Origin of the sequence: Caproicibacter fermentans (assembly GCF_009746625.1) — a bacterium.
GTDB classification, from domain to species: domain Bacteria; phylum Bacillota; class Clostridia; order Oscillospirales; family Acutalibacteraceae; genus Caproicibacter; species Caproicibacter fermentans.
Genome location: NZ_VWXL01000100.1, coordinates 111,169 through 130,366, shown reverse-complemented (window position 1 = coordinate 130,366; position 19,198 = coordinate 111,169). Strand labels below are relative to the sequence as shown.

Here is a 19,198-nt window from a genome sequence, read left to right as displayed (position 1 = left end):
TATGGCATATTCGGTAGGACTTGTGAACCTTGGATGCCCCAAAAATCAGGTGGACGCGGAGCTGATGCTCGCGATTTTGCTGAAAGCGGGCTATGAACTGAAAAAGGACGCGGCGGAAGCGGATGTCGCGATCGTAAATACCTGCGGATTTATCGACGCGGCGAAGCAGGAATCCATCGGTGAAATTCTGGAGCTTGCGAAGAAAAAGGCCGAAGGGCAAGTCAGGGCGATCGTTGTGACCGGCTGCCTGGCGGAACGCTACCGGGAGCAGATTCTCCGCGAGCTGCCGGAGGTTGACGGGGTCGCGGGCATCGGGGCGAACAGCAATATTGCCCAGGTCGTTCAAAAGGCGCTTGAAGGGGACAAAACAGAGCTGTTCCCGGAAAAGACAAAGCTGCCTCTGTGCGGAGAGCGCAGTCTGCTGACCCCGCGATACTCGGCTTACCTGAAAATCGCGGAGGGGTGCGACAATCGCTGCTCCTACTGCGCGATTCCGGCGATCCGCGGCCCGTACCGTTCCCGCGCAATGGAGGAAATTGAGCAGGAAGCTCGATCGCTCGCCGCCGGCGGGGCAAAAGAGCTGATCCTGATTGCGCAGGACACGTCCCGTTACGGGTACGACCTGTATCACAAGCTGATGCTGCCGGAGCTTCTGCGCCGCCTTTGCCGGATCGACGGGCCGGAATGGATCCGTGTTCTGTACGCTTACCCGGATTCCATCACCGACGAGTTGCTTCAGACGATGGCATCGGAAGAAAAAATCGTAAAATACCTTGATTTACCGCTCCAGCACTGCAGCGGCAGAATTCTGAAAGCAATGCGCCGGGTCGGCGACCGCGCCTCCCTGACCGCGCTGATGCACAAAATCCGGGGCGCGGTTCCCGGAATCATTCTGCGGTCGACCCTGATCGCCGGGTTCCCCGGCGAAACGGAAGAGGATTTTGAGGAGCTTTGCGGGTTTGTCCGCGAAATCCGGTTTGAACGGCTCGGGTGCTTTGCCTACTCGCAGGAGGAAGGCACCGCGGCGGCGGAGCTGCCGGGCCAGCTGGAAGAGGAAGTCAAGCGCCGCCGCGCGGAGCTTGTCATGGAGCTCCAGATGAATATTATGCAGGAGCAGGCGGAAGCTCTGGTCGGGAAAACCCTTCGGGTGCTGACGGAGGGCTTTGACCGGGAAGCGGGCCTTTGTTACGGGCGCGGCACGGCGGACGCGCCGGACATCGACGGAAGAGTCTGGTTTTCGGCGCGCCGTAAGCCGGAGCCGGGCCGGTTTGCCGACGTAAAAATCACCGACTGCATCGACGGCGACCCGGCCGGGCGCGCCGTGGAGTAAGGGGGAGTTGTCTTGAATCTGCCCAATAAGCTGACCATCGCGAGAATTTGCATCGTTCCGTTTTTCCTCGTCGCGCTTCTGGCCCAGGATTACATCGGCCTGCATTATTTCTGGGCGTTGATTTTGTTTGCCGCGGCTTCCTACACCGACCGGCTGGACGGCAAAATCGCAAGGAAAACGAATCAGATCACCGATTTTGGCAAGTTTATGGACCCGCTCGCGGATAAAATTCTGGTTTTGTCCGCACTGGTTTGCTTTGTGCAGTTCGGCCTGGCGGATTCCTGGGTAGTCGTTATTATCCTTGCGCGGGAATTCATGGTAACGGGGATCCGTCTGATCGCCGCCGAAAACGGACGCGTCCTTGCGGCGAACAAGTGGGGAAAGGCGAAAACGGTCAGCCAGGTCGTGGCGATCACGGCGGTGCTGTTGTTCCAGTTTCTTCTGGAGCTGGTCCGCGACGGAATTCTGCCGGAGTTCACCGTTTTCGGTTCGGACGGCGCCTTCATCCTGACGTGGCTCGGCAGTTTTTTGGTATTGATTTCCGCCGTTTTCGCGGTGGTTTCCGGAATGATCTATTTGATGCAGAATATTCAGCTGATTGACACCACAAAATAAAGCAGGGTGTTTACAGAATGCTTTTTTTGTACTATACTGTGTAACGCCGGGATCGATTCCGGCTATTATGAAACAAACGGAACATGCGACGACCGGAAGAAGTAATTCCTCAGGCTGCAAAAGAGAGAAAGCGTCATCGGCTGAAAGCGCTTTTTGCCATGCGGAGGAACGAAATGCGTCCGCGAGCATGCGGGGGGAACTTTCAGTATCCCCGCACGGGCAGCCCCGTTACCGGCATTCATGAGAAATAAAGCGGAGTGGAACCGCGGCAGACGCCGCCTCCGTCCCCTGTTTGGGGACGGAGGCGGCTTTTTTCCACAGGAGGTTTTTATGTTTTCCAGTCTCAAGGCAGACCTTGATTCCATCATCGACCGCGACCCCGCCGCGCGTTCCCGGCTGGAGGTGTTTTTCCTCTATTCCGGGTTCAAGGCGGTCCGTTCCTATCGAATCGCCCACTGGTTTTATGAGCGCAATCACAAATTCATCGCCCGGTATCTTTCCCAGAGGTCGCGGCATAAAACGGGGATTGAAATTCACCCGGGCGCAAAAATCGGCAAAGGGCTTTTTATCGATCACGGCATGGGCGTGGTGATCGGAGAAACTTCTGAAATCGGCGACTACTGCACCCTGTATCAGGGCGTTACGCTTGGCGGAACCGGCAAAGACCACGGCAAGCGCCACCCGACGCTGGGCAGCAACGTGCTGGTCGGCGCCGGAGCGAAGATCCTCGGTCCCTTCCATGTGGGCGACAACGCGCGCGTGGCGGCGGGGGCGGTCGTTCTGGAAGAAGTCCCGGCGAACGCCACAGCGGTCGGCGTGCCGGCGCGCATCGTTCGCCTGGACGGAGTGCGCCCGGCCAATCTGGATCAGATCCACATCGGCGACCCGGTCTCCCAGCAGCTTTGCTACATGGGGGTGGAGCTTCGGAAGATCCATGCGCAGCTTGACATGATGGAAAAAACCGTCTCGCATCAGGGCGGAAAAAGAGCGGCGAAAAGCTCATAAAGGAGGACAATCAAATGAAAATTTACAACACGCTGACAAGGCGGAAAGAGGAATTTGTTCCGATTGAGCCCGGAGAGGCAAAAATCTACGCCTGCGGCCCGACCGTGTATAATTATATCCACATCGGGAACGCGAGACCGATCTGCGTGTTCGACGTGCTCCGCCGGTACCTGGAGTACCGGGGGATGAAAGTAACCTTTGTGCAGAATTTCACCGACATCGACGACAAGATTATCCGGAAGGCGAACGAGGAAAAAACCGATTATCTCACGGTGTCGCAGCAGTACATCGAGGAATACCGGACGGACGCGGCGGGGCTGAACGTGCGCCCCGCGACGGTTCATCCGCTCGCGACGGAGAATATCGATGAAATCATCTCCATTATTTCCGACCTGGTCGAAAAAGGCTATGCCTATCCGGCGGAAAACGGGGACGTTTATTTCCGCACGCTGAAGGATTCCGGTTACGGCAAGCTGTCGCACCAGCCGCTGGACGACCTGAAATCCGGTGCGCGCATCGCGGTCGGCGAACACAAGGAGGACCCGCTCGATTTCGCCCTGTGGAAGGGTTCAAAGCCCGGGGAGCCAAGCTGGATCTCCCCCTGGGGGCACGGAAGGCCCGGCTGGCACATCGAGTGCTCCGCCATGGCGCGCCGGTACCTCGGCAAAACGATCGATATCCACTGCGGCGGGCAGGACCTGATCTTCCCGCACCACGAAAACGAAATCGCGCAGAGCGAGTGCTGCAACGGCGTGCCGTTCGCACACTACTGGATGCACAACGGCTACATCAATGTGGACAACAAAAAGATGTCGAAATCGCTCGGCAATTTCTTTACCGTGCGGGACGTAGCCGAAAAATACGGGTATGAGCCGATCCGCTACCTGATGATTTCCTCGCATTACCGCACGCCGATCAATTACAGCATCGAGATCATCGAGCAGTGCAAATCCGCTCTGGACCGGCTTTATCACTGCCGTGAAAATCTTGAATTCCTGCTCGGACACGCTCCGGCCGGGGAACGGGAGGGCGAACGGGAACTGCGCCGCCTGTTCGAGTCCCGCCAGGACCGTTTCATTGAGGCGATGGAGGACGACCTGAACACGGCGGACGCGATTTCCGCGCTGTTCGACCTTGCGAAGGACATCAACACAAACCTGACGGCGGAAAAGAATCCGTCCAAAGACCTGTGCCGCACCGCCCTCGATTTATTCAACGATCTCGCGGAGGTGCTGGGCCTGCTGTACGCGAAAAAAGAGACCGGCGCCGATGAGGAGATCGAGCGGCTGATCGCCGAACGGACAAAAGCGCGCGCCGAAAAGGACTGGGCGACGGCGGACCGTATCCGCGACGAGCTGAAAGCCCGCCGTGTGGTGCTGGAAGACACGCCGCAGGGCGTGAAGTGGAAAATCGAAGGATAATTACACAGGAGCACAAACACCCCCGCGGGCATAAACTGCCCATGGGGGTGTTTTCATGTTTAACAGGAAACGCGGTCCCTTTTTCCTGTTCCTGTTTCTTGGGCCGGGCATGCTGGCCGCGATGGCCGACAACGACGCGGGCGGAATTTTATCCTATGCCCTGACGGGCGCAAAGTTCGGCCCTGCCGTATTTGTTCCGCTGACGCTTTGCCTGATGCCGGTTACATACACCGTTCAGGAAATGGCGATGAGGCTTGGAGTCGTTTCAAACGCGGGTTTTACCCGGCTGCTGCGGGAGCGGTACGGGCGTGGATGGATGGTCTGCCAGATCGTCGCGCTGATGATGGAAAACCTCCTGACACTGCTGACGGAATTTGTCGGGATGTCCGCGGGCCTTCATCTGGTCGGTCTGCCCCGTGTTCCGGCGGTGCTGATCAGCACCGTTCTGGTTTTTTCGATTACTTTGCTCAGCGGGTACCGGAAAAAAGAACGCATGGGCCTTTTGATCGGAATGTATAATCTGGTGTTCCTTTTTCTGGCATTCGCCGTGAAGTCCGGCGTCGGCGCGATGGAAAGCCTTCGCCTTTCCTCGGGCGGGGATTTCCGCTGGTACGCGGCGGCGCTGATCGGAAACGCGGTTGCGCCGTGGATGATTTTTTATCAGAACTCCGCCTACGCGGACCACGGCGCCCGGTCGCACCGCATCCGGGACGGCAGAAAAGACGTTCTGGCGGGATGCGTCTGTCAGGTTGCCGTCGCGGCGGCGCTGATTTTCGTCGGATCCTCCGTTTTCGGGACGGTGCCGAATCTGGAGGCGGCCGGGCCGGCCGAGCTGGTTTCCGCGCTCTCCGCGCGGGTTGGCCCGCTCGCGGGGATTCTGTTTGCGCTGGGTTTGTTTAACTCCGGGCTTCTTGCCGCAATCACCGTATCCCTGTCGTCGTCGTTCAGCGTAGCGGAAGCGTTCGGCTGGTCGAACAGCCTGAACGACAGCGTCCGCGACGCGCCCGGGTTCTATGCCGTTTACGGAATCAGCGTGCTGGCGGCGGCCGGCGCGGTTTTGATTCCGGGCCTGCCGCTGAACTGGGCCGCCGTTTTTGTTCAGGTCGCGGGCGGCGTTCTGATGACGCCGGTGTTAGTTTTTCTGACTCTTCTGACCTCCAGCCGGCAGGTGATGGGCGAGTGCGCGAACACGGGGGCGCAGAAAATCCGCGCGTGGTTCTGCGTCGCCGTTCTGACGGCGGTCTGCGTCTTTACTTTTCTCAGGGCGGCGGTATAATAGAGGGGAAACAGCAAAAGGGGATTTTTAAATGGCGAAGGAAAACAAGACGAACGTCATGCGGATTCTGGAAGCGGAAAAGGTCGCTTACCATCCGTACTATTATGAGAATCACGACGGCAAAATCGACGGCGTTTCCGTCGCGGCAAAGCTGGGGCAGGATGTTGATCGGGTGTATAAAACCCTGGTGACCCGCGGCGCTTCCGGCGGTTTTTTTGTTTTTGTGGTACCGGTTGCGGAAGAGCTGAACCTGAAAGCGGCGGCGAAAAGCGTCGGGGAAAAATCCGTCGAAATGATTCATGTGACGGAGATCAACAAGGTTACCGGATATATCCGCGGCGGCTGTTCCCCGGTCGGGATGAAAAAACAGTATGTCACCGTTCTGGACGCAAGCTGCGAAGCGCTGGAGACCATGATCGTCAGCGGCGGAAAAATCGGCACGCAGGTGGAGCTCTCGCCGAAGGACCTGATGCGCGTCGCCGGCGCGAAGACCGCGCCCGTCGCGATCCGTCCGTGAATCGGCGAACCGAATGGAAAACCGGCGGCGGGGTGTACCCGCTCGCCGGTTTTCTCAATATTGGAGGAAAATCAGGTCGCTTTTTCAGCGACGGATGGTGTAGTCTTGCTGGGTTCTTTTCCGAACAGCTTCTGCAGGCAGTGGAACGCAACCATAACCGCCAGCGACATCAGCAGCACCGCGACGATCAGCTGGAGCCCGTCGGTCAGGAACACGAATTGCCCCGCGCCGATTTTACGGAAAATATTGACGACCGCCATAACCAGCGCGGTCATGGTGACGACCAGCATCATGGACATCGGGATGTAGAGCATCCAGCCCTGACGGCCCGTTGTTTTCAGGAACACCGCCAGCGCAATCAGCACGAGAGCGCCGAGCAGCTGGTTGGCCGAACCGAACAAAGCCCAGATGTTATTGTATCCGCCGAGCGAAAGGGCAAAGCCGAAAATCAGCGTGATAATGGTGGAGACATACTTGTCGGTCAGAAACTTTGTAACCGGGGTGTGCGCCTTGCCGTCCTCGTCGTAAAGCAGCTCCTGCATCGACATGCGGCCGATGCGGGCGACGGAGTCGAGAGTCGTCAGGCAGAGCGCGGAAACACACATCGTCATGCTGCAGGTCGCGACATATTCCGACATGCCGAACTTCATGAAGAATCCGGCGACGCCCGCGGAGAAAATCTGGAACGGCGTGCCGCCGGGCAGCTTCCCGTTCGTGGCGGCGGCGCCCGCAACCACAATGGCGGCGACCGCAAGCAGCGATTCGACGATCATTGCGCCGTAGCCGATGCCGAGCATATCTTTTTCATTTTTCACCTGCTTGGAGGAGGTCCCCGATGAAACAAGGCTGTGAAACCCGGAAATCGCGCCGCAGGCGATGGTGACAAACAGCATGGGGAACAGCATTGTCCCCTTGACGTTAAAGGAGGTGAAAGCCGGCAGGTTCATGCTGGGATTCGTCATAAAAATCCCGACGACCGCGCCGAGGATCATGCTGATGAGCAGGAAAGAACTCAGGTAGTCGCGCGGCTGCATCAGAATCCACATCGGAACCACCGCGGCGAAGAAAATATAGGCGAACACAACCAGACGCCACTGCGCTTTGTCAAGATAGACCGGCAGTGCCATCCCGGCGGCCATCATGGCGAAAAACAGAGCAAGCCCGACGAGGAATAAAACGCCCTGGTTGGGCTTAACATATTTCATGAAAAGGCCGAACAGAACCGCGCCGAGAATGTAAAACAGGGAAATGGAGCCAGCGGCGGCGCTTGGTCTGCTGACCTGGCCGGCCACGGAAAAAGCGTTAAACGTGGAGGCGACCATGTCGCCGAAGGCGGCGATGACCAGCAGCGAGAAAATCCAGCAAAAGGTGAGGAACAGTCGCTTGCCGGTTTTGCCGATATACTGCTCAATAATCAGGCCGATCGATTTGCCCTCGTTTTTCACGGAGGCGTACAATGCGCCGAAGTCCTGAACCGCGCCGAAAAACACGCCGCCGACCAGAATCCATAAAAGCGCCGGCAGCCAGCCGAACATCGCCGCGATGATCGGTCCCGTGACAGGGCCCGCGCCCGCAATGGTGGAAAACTGGTGGGAAAATACAATTCCCCTTGGGGCCGGAACATAATCCTGCCCGTCCTCATGAACATAGGCGGGGGTTTTTGCGTCCGGGTCGATCCCCCATTTTTTTACAAGCCATCTGCCGTAAAAAAGATAGCCGCCGCCCAAAACGGCAATGGAAACGATGATGATAGCCAATCCGCTCATAATGCTTTGCTTCCTTCCTCAATCGTCACAGGTTCGTCAGAATACCGTTTGCGCAGGAAACTAAAAAATCCCCCGTCTCTGATTTTTTAAATCAGAGACGAAGGATTGTTCTCCGCGTTACCACTCTGCTTGCCGCGTCGTCGCGGCCACCTCAACCGTATCAGGCGGGCCCACCAAATACGTCCGATTCTAACGGGTCGGAACCGTCCGGATCTAATCGGCGGGTGCCTTTCAAACCGGCTGCTAACGGGTGATGTCATATCGGAACTTCCTGCCGCTTCACACCCCCAGCGGCTCTCTGAAAAGGAGTTGGAACCGTACTTTTGCCCGCTCACTGCATTTTTTGATATTCTGTTGTGCATCATCTTAGCACGGGGATTTTCCGTTGTCAATTATTTTTTTGCATTTTAGAAATTATTCGCAGAAAAGCACATTACATTCAATGAAATTTGTGAAGTTCGACGAAATTGCTTCTTCGTTAAAAAATAAAAGAAAATTCTGTTGACAAATCGCCGAAAGTCAAATATGATAATAAAAATATATTTTAAATTGCGTTGATAGGGAAGGACTGCGGGTCCCTCCGCATTCAGAGAGCTGCCGGGTGGTGCGAGGCGGCGCGGAGTCTGCACGAAATCGCCCTTGAGCAGGAGGCTGAAAGGTTTGCCGAGTAAGCCGTCCCGGAACTCCCCGTTACAGGAGGGCGCATTGTTGGATGCGTGACGAGATGCCGCCGTTTTGGCGGCGGATAAGAGTGGTACCGCGGAGCTTTCAGCTTTCGCCTCTTTGGAGGCGAAAGCTTTTTTTATTGCCGCGCGGCGAGAGAGAAGGAGGAGTTTTGATGATGCTGACCGGAGCCCGAATCCTGATGGAATGCCTGCTGGAGCAGGGGGTGGATACCGTTTTCGGCTACCCCGGCGGAGCAGTGCTGAACCTTTACGACGCCCTGTTTGAATACCGCGCCAAAATCCGGCACGTCCGCACGGCGCACGAACAGGCGGCCGCCCACGCGGCGGACGGATATGCCCGTGCGAGCGGAAAAACGGGGGTCTGTATCGCAACCTCCGGCCCCGGCGCGACGAACCTTGTCACCGGCATCGCGACGGCCTATGCGGATTCCGTTCCGATGGTCGCGATTACCGGAAATGTCGCAAGGCCCCTCCTGGGCAAAAACAGCTTTCAGGAGGTGGAGATCACTGCCATCACCCGTCCGGTGACGAAAAAAAGCATTCCGGTGCAGGATGTTTCGGAGCTGGCGAACGTAGTGCGCGAGGCCTTTTTCCTTGCAAATTCCGGGCGGAAAGGCCCTGTGCTGATCGACATCCCGAAGGATGTTTCCGCACAGACGGCGGAATATGTTCCCGCGCCGCGCCGCAGCCCGGAGCAGTCTCCGCCGCCCTCCCGGGAATCTCTTCGGCGCGCCGCCGCGATGCTGTCGGAAAGCGAAAGGCCGCTCCTTTACGGAGGCGGCGGAGTGATTGCCGCGGATGCGGAACGGGAATTCGCTCGTCTGGCAGAGACGCTTGACGCTCCGGTTTCCTGTTCCCTGATGTGCCAGGGAGGCTTCGACCAGAAGGATGCCCGCTACCTCGGCATGCTGGGGATGCATGGGACGAAGGCCTCGGCCGAGGCGATGAAAAACTGCGATTTGCTGATTGCGGTCGGAACCCGCTTTTCAGACCGCGTGCTGTGCGACGCGGGGCGGTTCGCCAGAAACTGCCGCATTCTTCAAATCGATATCGACCCGAAGGAATTCGGCAAGAACGTGGGGGTGGACCTGCGGCTTCAGGGAGACGTGAAAGCTGTTCTGGGGGAGCTGCTGCCCCTTTTGACGCAGCGGCGGCATGAAACCTGGATGCAATGCGCCGAACAGTGGAAACGGGATTACCCGATGCGGCAGCAAGGGCAGGGGGCGGAGGACGTTCTGCCGCAGGACGTGATGGAAGCGCTTTGCCGCCTTGCCGGGCCGGAGGCGATTCTGACCACGGAAGTCGGCCAGCACCAGATGTGGGCGGCGCAGTTCGCTTCTTTCCGGAATCCCAGAACCTTTCTGACTTCCGGCGGGCTGGGCACCATGGGCTTCGGCCTCGGCGCGGCGATCGGCGCGAAAACGGCGATGCCGGAACGCACGGTCGTCAACATTGCGGGGGACGGCAGCTTCCGGATGAACTGCGCGGAGCTTTCCACGCTTTCAAGGGAACGGATTCCGGTTTTAGAGCTGATTTTTTCCAACTCCACCCTCGGCATGGTGCGCCAGTGGCAGAAGCTGTTCTACGGCGGACGGTTTTCCGCATCAGACGTAGAAGACGCGATCGACTGCGAAAAATTGGCTCAGGCGTTCGGCGTGCGCGCGATGACGATTCATTGCAAATCGGAAATTGAGCAGGTGCTCAGCGAAGCTCTGAACTGCGGCGAACCCGTGCTGGTGAACTGCCCGGTCGGCAAAGACCTGAATGTTTTGCCGATGGTTCCTTCGACCGGTTCGGTGGAAGAGCCGATCCTGGCAATGGACGAATGAAGATGGTAAAATATACACGACAGGATGTGGATGAGATGACGCTCGAGCAAATCAAGGAAGCTGCCCGCGCCCTGGAGGGCGTGGTCCGCAGGACGGACCTGGTAGAGGCCCCCCGTATTCATCCGGAGGGACAGGTATATCTCAAGCCCGAAAACCTGCAGGTTACCGGGTCCTTTAAGGTCAGGGGGGCGTACCATAAAATCAGCCGCCTGTCCGAAGAGGAAAAGAAAAAAGGCGTGATCGCGTGCTCCGCCGGAAACCACGCGCAGGGCGTGGCGCTTGCCGCCGCAAAAAGCGGAATCCCGGCACTGATCTGCATCCCGGAGGGCGCTCCGATTTCCAAGGTGGAGGCCACAAAGTCCTACGGGGCTCAGGTCCGATTGGTCAAAGGCGTGTACGACGACGCCTACCGCGAGGCCTGCCGGCTCCAGAAGGAAAGCGGCGCGGTGTTCATCCACCCGTTCGACGACCCGGATGTGATCGCCGGGCAGGGAACCGTGGGCCTTGAAATCATGGAACAGCTGCCGGACGCCGACGCGGTGATCGTTCCGGTCGGCGGGGGCGGGCTGATTTCCGGCGTCGCCTGCGCGGTCAAATCTCTGCGGCCCCAGTGCAGGGTATACGGTGTGCAGGTAACCGGCGCACCCTCCATGGCGCGGGCGCTCCGGAACAAAAAAATAGAGCCGCTCCCGCGCGTTTCAACCTTTGCGGACGGAATCGCCGTTAAATGCCCGGGGCAGCTGACTTACGGGATGTGCGAAAAATATGTAGACGAAATCGTCACCGTGACGGACGATGAAACGGCGGCGGCAATTCTGGCACTGATGGAACAGCACCGGCTGATTGCGGAGGGCGCGGGCGCCGTCGCGGTTGCGGCCGCAATGTTCAACCGCGTGGACGTGCGGGGCAAAAAAACCGTCTGCCTGGTTTCCGGCGGCAATATCGACGTGACCATCCTGTCGCGCGTGATCAGCCGCGGACTGACCCGCGCGGGCCGGCAGGGCAGGCTGGTGATCGAGCTGGTCGACAAGCCCGGCGAGCTGCGGGAGGTTTCCGCCGTCATTGCGGAGCTGGGCGGGAATGTTATTTCCGTGCGCCACGACCACTCCGGCGACGAGGCGGATATCACCGCCTGCACGCTGTCCATCGGCGTGGAAACACGGGACCGCGACCATCTGAACCGAATCCGCGACGCCGTCGTGCGCGCGGGGTACCGCATTCTGGACAGCTGAAAGGAGAACTTATCATGAAAAAAACCGTATATACCGGCAAGGCGCCGGAAGCGATCGGCCCGTATTCCCAGGCGGTCGTCGCAGGGAATCTGGTGTTTACGAGCGGGCAGATTCCCATTGTTCCGGAAACCGGAACGATTGCGCAGGGGGATATTTCCGCGCAGGCCGAACAGTCCATTCAAAATGTGGGCGAAATTCTCAAGGCCGCGGGCGCGGGATTCGGCGACGTGGTCAAAACAACATGCTTTTTAAAGGACATGAATGATTTCGTGGCGTTCAACGCCGTATACGCCAAATACTTTACAGGCAAACCGGCCCGCTCCTGCGTCGCGGTGCGAGAGCTGCCGAAGGGCGCGCTCGTTGAAGTGGAAGCCGTCGCGGTGCTGGGCGAATAAAGGGGGAAGCGTTTTCTTCAGGAATTCCGAGGGCATCGGGCCTGAAATCGTCCATTACGGAACGGAGGAAACAGATGGAACTCAATCAGATTACGGAACTGAATCGCGGGGAAGCGACCGCGTTTCTCGTTGGGCAGTGGGGGTCGGACGTCATGGTGTCGGGCGGCAGGGCGATTTCCCTCACGGAGCCGGACGGCTTTCTCGCGGTGGAAAACGGAAAAATCACGGGGGCCGTCACATACCTTGCGGAAAACGGAGCGTGTGAAGTCGTTTCGCTGGACAGCGTGAACGAAAACCGGGGAACCGGAACGGCGCTGCTTTCCGCCGCCGTCCAAGCGGCGAAGGAGAAAGGCTGCCGCGCGGTATACCTCTATACCACAAACGACAATACCCGGACGATGCGTTTTTACCAGAAACGCGGTTTCGACATGACGGGGTTCTACCGGGGTGCGGTCGATCGGGCGCGAAAAATCAAACCTGAGATCCCGCCGACCGGGGATGATGGAATCCCGATCCGGCATGAAATCAGGTTTGAGCTGCTTTTCTAAAAAGCGATCAGCCCCGGCGGATGAATCTGCTGTAATTTTGCACACGGTCGCGGATGCGCTGAAGCGATTCGTTGCTTTTTACGGTGCGCATGGTTGGGAATGCGCGGATGATGCGGCGCTGAAACAGGTGAAAATCGGATTCCAGCTTTTCTTTCCGCTCATAAAGCGCGCTCAGGCGCGCTTTTGTATTTTCATCCAGACGCGCGGCGATCGAGTCCTGAAGGACTTCCAGCTTTTCCACGCTCGCCGTGTGCGCCTTTTCCTTGATTTCGTCCAGAACCTGCTGCAGCTCGGCCAGCTTTCCGTTCAGGGTGGTGATTTCCATGACGGACAGCACGGTATCCGCCAGCAGATAAAGCGCCAGCCCGCCCGAAAGGAACGGAAGAACCTTTGCGGGAATCAGCCCCAGAAAACCGAGCAGCAAAGGCTGAAAATAATAGACGGCGGCGACGCTCATGATTCCGAACATCAGGCTGTTTTTCAGGCAGACCCGCCCCTGCAGCTGGAACCGCTGATCGGAATAATCCCAGTATTTGGTGTGGAACAGCGCCTCCAGCAGAAAGCCCGTCCCGTATTCGACCAGGCTGGCCAGAAGAGCGCCGAAAAGGAACAAAAGGAAAATGCGGTCCTTCAGCGGCGAGAGGATCAGAACGGTAAGAATGGCCCCGGCGCCGTAGATCGGGCAGAACGGTCCGGTCAGAAACCCGCGGTTGATCGGTTTGCCCGCGGGAACGGAGCAGTAAATGCTTTCGGCCGCCCAGCCCAGAAAGCTGTACAGCAGAAACAGAAGAAACAGGATCCGGATATCGTTCATTTGTTTTTCTCCTACCTTGGATTCAAAGTAAAGTGTAACGATTCGGGAGGAGTTTGTCAAATAAAAAAAGTTACCGTCTTTTTCAGAAGAGTCAGCACGTAATAGAGCAGCGCGCCCGACACCGCGGGAAAGACGATCCAGCCGAGGATATCCACCTTCAGCTCCGTCACCTTCAGAAGGCGGCTGATGCTGAGCGAGGCGTTGTAAATTTCGCTGAAAAACAGGATGGCGAGGTAGGCGCGGATCCCGTAGACGGGGATCAGGGCGCTGATCAGGGCGACGCGCATCATGGAATCGCTGAAGTTGTACTTGAGGGAATACATCTGCTGGTCAAGCCCCTTGAGCATGTTGTCCACCACATTGTCCAGATACATCAGAGGGACGATCGGGGCCATAATGCGGAGGATGTTTCCCGCCTGTTCGTTTCCGAAAAAGATTCTGCCGATTTCGTCCGCGAAAACGATCATTCCCGCGCTGATCAGAAAACCGAACATCAGCGTGGTCCGGAACGCGTGTTCCGCGGAGTAGCGCACCGTATTTCGCTTTCCCCGCGCCGCCGCTTCGGCAATTTCGGGAATCAGCAGCATGGCGACCGAGCTGACAAAGGACATCGGAAAATAAATCACCGGCATCACCATGCCCTGCATCACGCCGTACTGCGCCAGCGCCGCGGTTCCGCCGGCGCCGTATTTGCGCAGGCCGGCCGGGATCAGCAGATTTTCCGCGCTGAACAGGGAGCTGCGCAGAAAAGAGCCGACCAGCATCGGGCCCGCGATATGTAAAATATTGTGCAGCACACGCGTTCTTGTTCCGTCCTCCTCTGCAAAGCCGTGCCGGCGGACATAGAGAAGAAACGCGGCGGCAACATAGGCGCACGCGGCTACCTCGCCCAGGGTGTTGCCGATCATGAGCGAATCCAGCTCCGGCAGGGAGGTGCGGGTCAGAAGAAGATAGGAAATCCCGATTGTCGCGACCTGCTCCCACAGTTCGCCGATCATGGGAACAATGATATTGCGGTTGGCGAAAAAATACCCTTTCAGGCACGCGCAGGCTGCGATAAACGGAAGACCGGGCGCGAGAAGGCGCAGCGGCGCGGCGGCCTTCGGGGCGCCGATCAGGCGGCAGGCCGCAAAGTCAGAAACGGCGAGCAGAACCGCGCCCGCGGCAAAGCTCATGGCCAGCGCGAAGCACAGGCAGCCCCGCAGGTACCGCCGCGAGCCTTTTCCCTCCGCGACCATGCGCGTGACCGCCAGACCGATTCCGGAGGTGCAGGCCGTGATGCCGAGCGAGAAAATGGAGAAAATCAGCTGGTAAACCCCGACTCCGCTCGCGCCGATCCAGGAGCAGATGCAGGAACGGAACCACAGGCCTGAAAACCGCAGAACGACGGAACCCAAAGTCATAAAGACCGCATTTTTGAGGAATACGCGTTTTTGATTCATCTGAGTCCACCTTTTTATCTTTTACTCAAATGTATTCGCGTATTGGGCAAAATAAGTCTGTATTTTTTTTGGGGGCTCCGTTATAATGGTAGAGAGATCATCAGAAACGCGGAGGAAACGAATGGACTGGACGGAAGTAAAAATCACGGTGGACGCGGCCGATGCGGACGCGGCGGGCGACATCGCGCAGATGACGGTGCCGTACGGAATTTATATGGAGGACTATTCCCATTTGAGGGAGGAGGTCGGGCAGATCGCGCACATCGACCTGATCGACGAGGAGCTGTTAAAAAAAGACCGCTCGAAAGCGGTCGTGCATGTTTATATCGCGCCGGAAGACAGCCCCGCCGAGGCGATCGCGTTTTTAAGCGAGCGGTACGCGTCCGAGGGAATCCGGCATCAAATTGAAACGGCCTCCTGTGCGCAGGAGGATTGGATGAATAACTGGAAGCAGTATTTTCACCCGATTCCGGTCGGGAAGAAGCTGCTGATCCGGCCGGACTGGGAGCAGACCGAAAATCCGGAGGGCCGCGTGGTGCTGGACCTGGAGCCGGGCATCGCGTTCGGAACCGGCACGCACGAGACCACGCGCCTGTGCATGGAGCTTCTGGAGGAATTTGTCACGCCCGGATGCGCGATGCTGGACGTCGGCTGCGGCAGCGGAATCCTCTCCGTTGCGGGTCTGCTGCTCGGCGCGGAACGCGCCGTCGGGGTGGATATCGACCCGCTCGCGGTCAAGACAGCGGGTCAGAATGCGGAACGCAACCATGTGGAAGACCGGTTCACCGGCATTTGCGGCAGCCTGACCGAACAGGTGGAGGGAACGTACGAGGTTGTCGCGGCAAACATTGTGGCCGACGTGATTCTGGAACTGCTCAAAAACATCGGGAATTTTATGGCCCCCGGCGCGGTGCTGATTTTAAGCGGCATCATCGACGAGCGGGAGCAGGATGTTCTGGATGGACTTAAGGATTCCTTTACGGTGATTGGCCGCAAAGAGGAGCGCGGCTGGGTGGCGCTTGCCGTGAAGCAAAAAGAAGAGATTTAAAATAGCTTTCGCGGCGGATGATGGGTATGCCGGAGCGCAAAATAAACTGGAAACGCCCGCCGGATTTCCCGGCGGGCGCTTTGTATGGAAGAAGCTCAGACGTACTGTGCTTTCAGGCGAAAACGGGTCAGCAGATTCTCCATCTCCCGGGCCTGCTCGTTCAGCTTCTCACTGGTCGCCGCGCTTTCCTCCACGGCGGCGGAGTTGTTCTGCACGACGCCGGAAATGCGGTCGATGCCCTGCGTCACCTGGGTGACGGCCTGCGCCTGAAGCTCGGAGGCCTTCGCGATGCTGTTGATCAGCCGGATGGATTCCGAAGAATCGCCGATCACGGAGTTGATGGTTTTTGCGGTGTCTTCGGCAATCTCCACGCCCCGCCCGACGGCCGCCACGGTGCTGCCGATCAGGTCGGTGGTGTTTTTCACGGCCTGCGAGCTTTTCGCCGCCAAACTCCGAACCTCGTCGGCTACAACGGAAAAGCCTTTTCCGGCTTCTCCCGCGCGGGCGGCTTCCACAGCGGCGTTTAATGCGAGGATGTTGGTCTGGAACGCGATATCGCTGATCGTCTTTACGACCTGGCCGATTTTTTCGGAGGTCTCGCTGATTTCCTTCATGGCGGCCAGCATCTGCTCCGTCTTTTCGTTGCCGGCCTTGAGCGACTCGCCGGCTTTGTTTGAAATTCTGCTCGCGGTCTCGGCGTTCTTTGCGTTTTGCGTCACCTGGCGGCTGATTTCGGCAATGGTGGCGGAAAGCTCCTGAATGGAGGCGGCCTGGTTGGTCGCGCCCTGCGCCAGCTCTTTTGCTCCGGCGGAAACCTGATTCGAATTTCCGGAGACCTGCTCAGCGGAATCGTGAATGGACGAAAGCGTCTGGCTCAGCGAGTCGGTGATGCGCGAAAGTGCCTCGCCGATCGGCCTGAAATCCTCGACGTATTCATAGGACTGATCCATGCTGAAATCGCCCTGGGACATGTTTGAAAGATGCTCTGTAATATCGGTGATGGAGCCGTGGAGCCGGTCGATGGTCGCCTGCGCGGTTTTGGCGAGAATGCCTGTTTCGTCTTCCGTATCGATCACGGGAACGGGCGTGTGGAGGTCGCCCTGCGACAGCAGGCGGAGACGCTCGGTGATGAGCTTCAGAGGTTTGGTAATGGAGCCGGCGACGGAGAGGATGAGCAGAATGCTCAGAATCGCCGCCGCGATGCTCGAAATGAGGAGCAGCAGCATTGCGTTGGTCTTTTTCCGGTTGCAGTCGTTCAGCTCCGCCTGAACCAGCGGGGTCATGTCCTCCTGGTAATTCCCGGTGCTGATGTACCAGCCGTACGGCTCGAATTTCTGCGTGTAGGCCCGTTTTTGAAAATTGCCGGATTTGCCCGGTTTGGTAAACCAGAAATCGGTAAAGCCGCCGCCCTTGTCGCCGGCTGAGATCAGGTTCTTAATATAGTAGTTTCCCTTTTCATCCTGATTGCCCAGGCGCATTTGTCCCTCATAATCGGCATTCATATGCACCACGCATTTGCCGTCGGACATATCGGCCCAGAAATATCCGCCGCCGTTGTTGTAGCGCGTGTTGCGCACGAGCGTTTTGGCGGTTTCCAGAGCTTCCTGCTCAGAGATCTTTCCCGATTTGTAGCGGTTGTAATTTGCGGTCAGCACCCCGATCATGCTCTGAACCTCGGTTTTGATCAAAGTGTCGAGCCCCTGCATGGTCGAGTCGGAAATCGTTTTGTACGCCGCGTTCAGACTTTGATAAGACAGGAAAGACTGAATCAGGATAATACACGAAATCAGAATGCTGAAGGACAATACCAGCTTTGATTTCAGACGCAGCTTTTTGAATCTGCTTTTCATAAGGCGTCAGACTCCTTGCAATTAAATTCAGCGATGTTTGTTGATGGGATCGTTGCAATAAAGACCGAATTACGACGAAATGCTTCCTTGATTACCGCATAAATTAGTGGTTACTTACAAATGCGCTTTATTTTGTTATTCTATTTTAGTAAAATATTAATAATAATTCAATTCGGAAAAATAACAAATTACGGATAAGAATTTTGTAGAAGAAAATAATAAAAAAAGACCCCTGTAAAAAATACAGGGACCTTTTCTGCCAAATTGCATGATAATTTTGTACTTTATTCTAATTCAGAGTAATTGCCGAGGAAGGAGAAGCGGGTAAGCTCCTCCGAAAGCGCGCAGAGCAGGTCCAGGGTTTTCGGGTCCGCGACGGAACCGGAAAAATCCAGATAGAAATCATATTCAAAATTCCGTCCGGGAATCGGGCGGGATTCGATCTTTGTAAGATTCAGTCCGGAGGCCGCGAAACGGGCCAGAACGGTGTAAAGCGTGCCGGTGCGGTGCGGCACGGCGAAACAAAGGCTGATTTTGTTCGCCTGCGGCGGAATCAGCAGATTTTGCCCGATCGCGATGAAGCGGGTGCGGTTGCCGTCGGAATCCTGAACGTTCCGGTCCAGAATGTTCAGGCCGTATTGCGCCGCCGCGTGCTCCGAGCAAAGGGCCGCCGTTTTGCGCTTCCCTGCCGCAAGCTTGGCCGCCCCCGCCGTGCTGGAGCATTCCGCGGAGGAAACCCCCCGTTTCTTCAGGTATCCGGCGCATTGCCGCAGTGCCTGCGGGTGGGAATAAACCGTTTGAATCTCATGAAGTTCCGTTTCACGGGATGCGAGACAGTGCCGCACCGAAAGGCTGATTGCGGAAACAATGGAAAACCGGTACTTTAAAATCAGGTCATAGACCTCGTTGACGGATCCGGCGGAGGAGTTTTCGACCGGCAGGACGCCGAGATCCGCCCGGCCATTTTCAACGGCGGCGAAAATTGAGGGAAAGTCCGGGAAAAAAACGGGTTCCGCTTCCGGGTAGAGGCGGGAAAGCGCTTCGTGCGAATAGGAGCCCTTTTCGCCAAGACAGGCGACCGAGCGCGGTTTGTTCGGAAAGCGGGAGGCCTTCAGCACCGCTTGCCGCAGTTCTGTTCCGCTGCCGAGGGCGCTGTGCTGGGCTTCCCGGCTCATCGCCATCAGGTTGGCATAAAGGATGCGGGCCTGTCCGCCGTACTCCCCGGCCTTTCGGCAAACGTCGTCCAGAATTTTCAGTTCCCGCGTTTCATTGAAAATCGGAAGTCCCTTTTGCCGCTTGACTTCCGCGACCTGCTTTGCGCATGCCATCCGTTTCAGGAACAGCTCCAGAATTCCGTCGTCGATTTCGTCGATCTGTTTTCTCAGTTCTTCCAGTGTCATGTCAACAGCTCCATTCCCGGCGGC

General features: G+C 57.5%; 16 protein-coding genes and 3 other annotated features. Of the genes, 11 read left to right on the top strand and 5 right to left on the bottom strand.

Features of this window, described 5'->3' with window-relative positions; translation table 11 throughout:
• Position 1 precedes the first annotated feature (1 nt).
• The 6 genes from rimO to ybaK all read left to right on the top strand — a co-directional run bounded on the left by rimO (position 2) and on the right by ybaK (position 6,164).
• Positions 2-1,330, top strand: a complete 1,329-nt coding sequence (gene rimO, locus CAFE_RS17145; protein ID WP_156991290.1) for a 30S ribosomal protein S12 methylthiotransferase RimO — start codon at positions 2-4, stop codon at positions 1,328-1,330.
• Positions 1,331-1,342: 12 nt separating this feature from the next.
• Positions 1,343-1,945: a CDP-diacylglycerol--glycerol-3-phosphate 3-phosphatidyltransferase gene (gene pgsA, locus CAFE_RS17140; protein WP_066650169.1), complete on the top strand. Its 603-nt coding sequence runs from the start codon at positions 1,343-1,345 to the stop codon at positions 1,943-1,945.
• Positions 1,946-2,024: 79 nt separating this feature from the next.
• Positions 2,025-2,231 (top strand) — a binding site (T-box leader).
• Positions 2,232-2,275: 44 nt separating this feature from the next.
• Positions 2,276-2,950 (top strand): serine O-acetyltransferase, encoded by a 675-nt coding sequence (gene cysE / locus CAFE_RS17135; protein ID WP_066650170.1) that lies wholly within the window; start codon positions 2,276-2,278, stop codon positions 2,948-2,950.
• 14 nt (positions 2,951-2,964) lie between these two features.
• Positions 2,965-4,371, top strand: a complete 1,407-nt coding sequence (cysS, locus tag CAFE_RS17130; RefSeq protein WP_156991289.1) for a cysteine--tRNA ligase — start codon at positions 2,965-2,967, stop codon at positions 4,369-4,371.
• Positions 4,372-4,426: 55 nt separating this feature from the next.
• Positions 4,427-5,647 carry an NRAMP family divalent metal transporter gene (locus CAFE_RS17125; RefSeq protein ID WP_156991288.1) on the top strand — a complete coding sequence of 407 codons (1,221 nt, stop codon included), beginning with the start codon at positions 4,427-4,429 and terminating at the stop codon, positions 5,645-5,647.
• A 31-nt stretch (positions 5,648-5,678) separates the two neighbouring features.
• The gene (gene ybaK / locus CAFE_RS17120) at positions 5,679-6,164 is read left to right on the top strand and encodes a Cys-tRNA(Pro) deacylase (RefSeq protein ID WP_156991287.1); all 486 of its coding nucleotides are present in this window, start codon (positions 5,679-5,681) and stop codon (positions 6,162-6,164) included.
• A 71-nt stretch (positions 6,165-6,235) separates the two neighbouring features.
• Here the strand turns inward: ybaK and CAFE_RS17115 are convergent, their stop codons facing one another.
• The gene (locus CAFE_RS17115; RefSeq protein ID WP_156991286.1) at positions 6,236-7,930 is read right to left on the bottom strand and encodes a carbon starvation CstA family protein; all 1,695 of its coding nucleotides are present in this window, start codon (positions 7,928-7,930) and stop codon (positions 6,236-6,238) included.
• A 90-nt stretch (positions 7,931-8,020) separates the two neighbouring features.
• Positions 8,021-8,274 (bottom strand) — a binding site (T-box leader).
• Between the two features lie 201 nt (positions 8,275-8,475).
• Positions 8,476-8,716 (top strand) — a binding site (T-box leader).
• A 52-nt stretch (positions 8,717-8,768) separates the two neighbouring features.
• Between CAFE_RS17115 and ilvB the strand changes: the two genes are divergently transcribed.
• The 4 genes from ilvB (at position 8,769) to CAFE_RS17095 (ending at position 12,620) form a co-directional block, all read left to right on the top strand.
• On the top strand, positions 8,769-10,445 hold the full coding sequence (gene ilvB, locus CAFE_RS17110) for a biosynthetic-type acetolactate synthase large subunit (protein ID WP_156991285.1): 1,677 nt from the start codon (positions 8,769-8,771) through the stop codon (positions 10,443-10,445).
• A 2-nt stretch (positions 10,446-10,447) separates the two neighbouring features.
• Positions 10,448-11,677, top strand: coding sequence for a threonine ammonia-lyase (ilvA, locus tag CAFE_RS17105; RefSeq protein WP_233452850.1), 1,230 nt, complete (start codon positions 10,448-10,450; stop codon positions 11,675-11,677).
• Between the two features lie 14 nt (positions 11,678-11,691).
• Positions 11,692-12,072, top strand: coding sequence for a RidA family protein (locus CAFE_RS17100; protein ID WP_066650182.1), 381 nt, complete (start codon positions 11,692-11,694; stop codon positions 12,070-12,072).
• Positions 12,073-12,146: 74 nt separating this feature from the next.
• Positions 12,147-12,620, top strand: coding sequence for a GNAT family N-acetyltransferase (locus CAFE_RS17095; RefSeq protein ID WP_156991284.1), 474 nt, complete (start codon positions 12,147-12,149; stop codon positions 12,618-12,620).
• A gap of 7 nt (positions 12,621-12,627) precedes the next feature.
• On the opposite strand, the gene CAFE_RS17090 is transcribed toward CAFE_RS17095, so the two are convergent.
• Together CAFE_RS17090 and CAFE_RS17085 are read right to left on the bottom strand one after the other, a co-directional pair.
• Entirely contained in the window at positions 12,628-13,434 is an 807-nt protein-coding gene (locus tag CAFE_RS17090; RefSeq protein ID WP_156991283.1) for a putative ABC transporter permease, read from the bottom strand.
• Between the two features lie 56 nt (positions 13,435-13,490).
• Complete coding sequence (locus CAFE_RS17085; protein ID WP_066650188.1) at positions 13,491-14,876, bottom strand: MATE family efflux transporter; 1,386 nt, start codon at positions 14,874-14,876, stop codon at positions 13,491-13,493.
• A 121-nt stretch (positions 14,877-14,997) separates the two neighbouring features.
• Between CAFE_RS17085 and prmA the strand changes: the two genes are divergently transcribed.
• Entirely contained in the window at positions 14,998-15,924 is a 927-nt protein-coding gene (prmA, locus tag CAFE_RS17080; RefSeq protein WP_156991282.1) for a 50S ribosomal protein L11 methyltransferase, read from the top strand.
• A gap of 95 nt (positions 15,925-16,019) precedes the next feature.
• Here the strand turns inward: prmA and CAFE_RS17075 are convergent, their stop codons facing one another.
• The gene (locus CAFE_RS17075; protein WP_066650192.1) at positions 16,020-17,774 is read right to left on the bottom strand and encodes a methyl-accepting chemotaxis protein; all 1,755 of its coding nucleotides are present in this window, start codon (positions 17,772-17,774) and stop codon (positions 16,020-16,022) included.
• A gap of 284 nt (positions 17,775-18,058) precedes the next feature.
• Complete coding sequence (pheA, locus tag CAFE_RS17070; protein WP_156991281.1) at positions 18,059-19,174, bottom strand: prephenate dehydratase; 1,116 nt, start codon at positions 19,172-19,174, stop codon at positions 18,059-18,061.
• Positions 19,175-19,198: the final 24 nt, after the last annotated feature.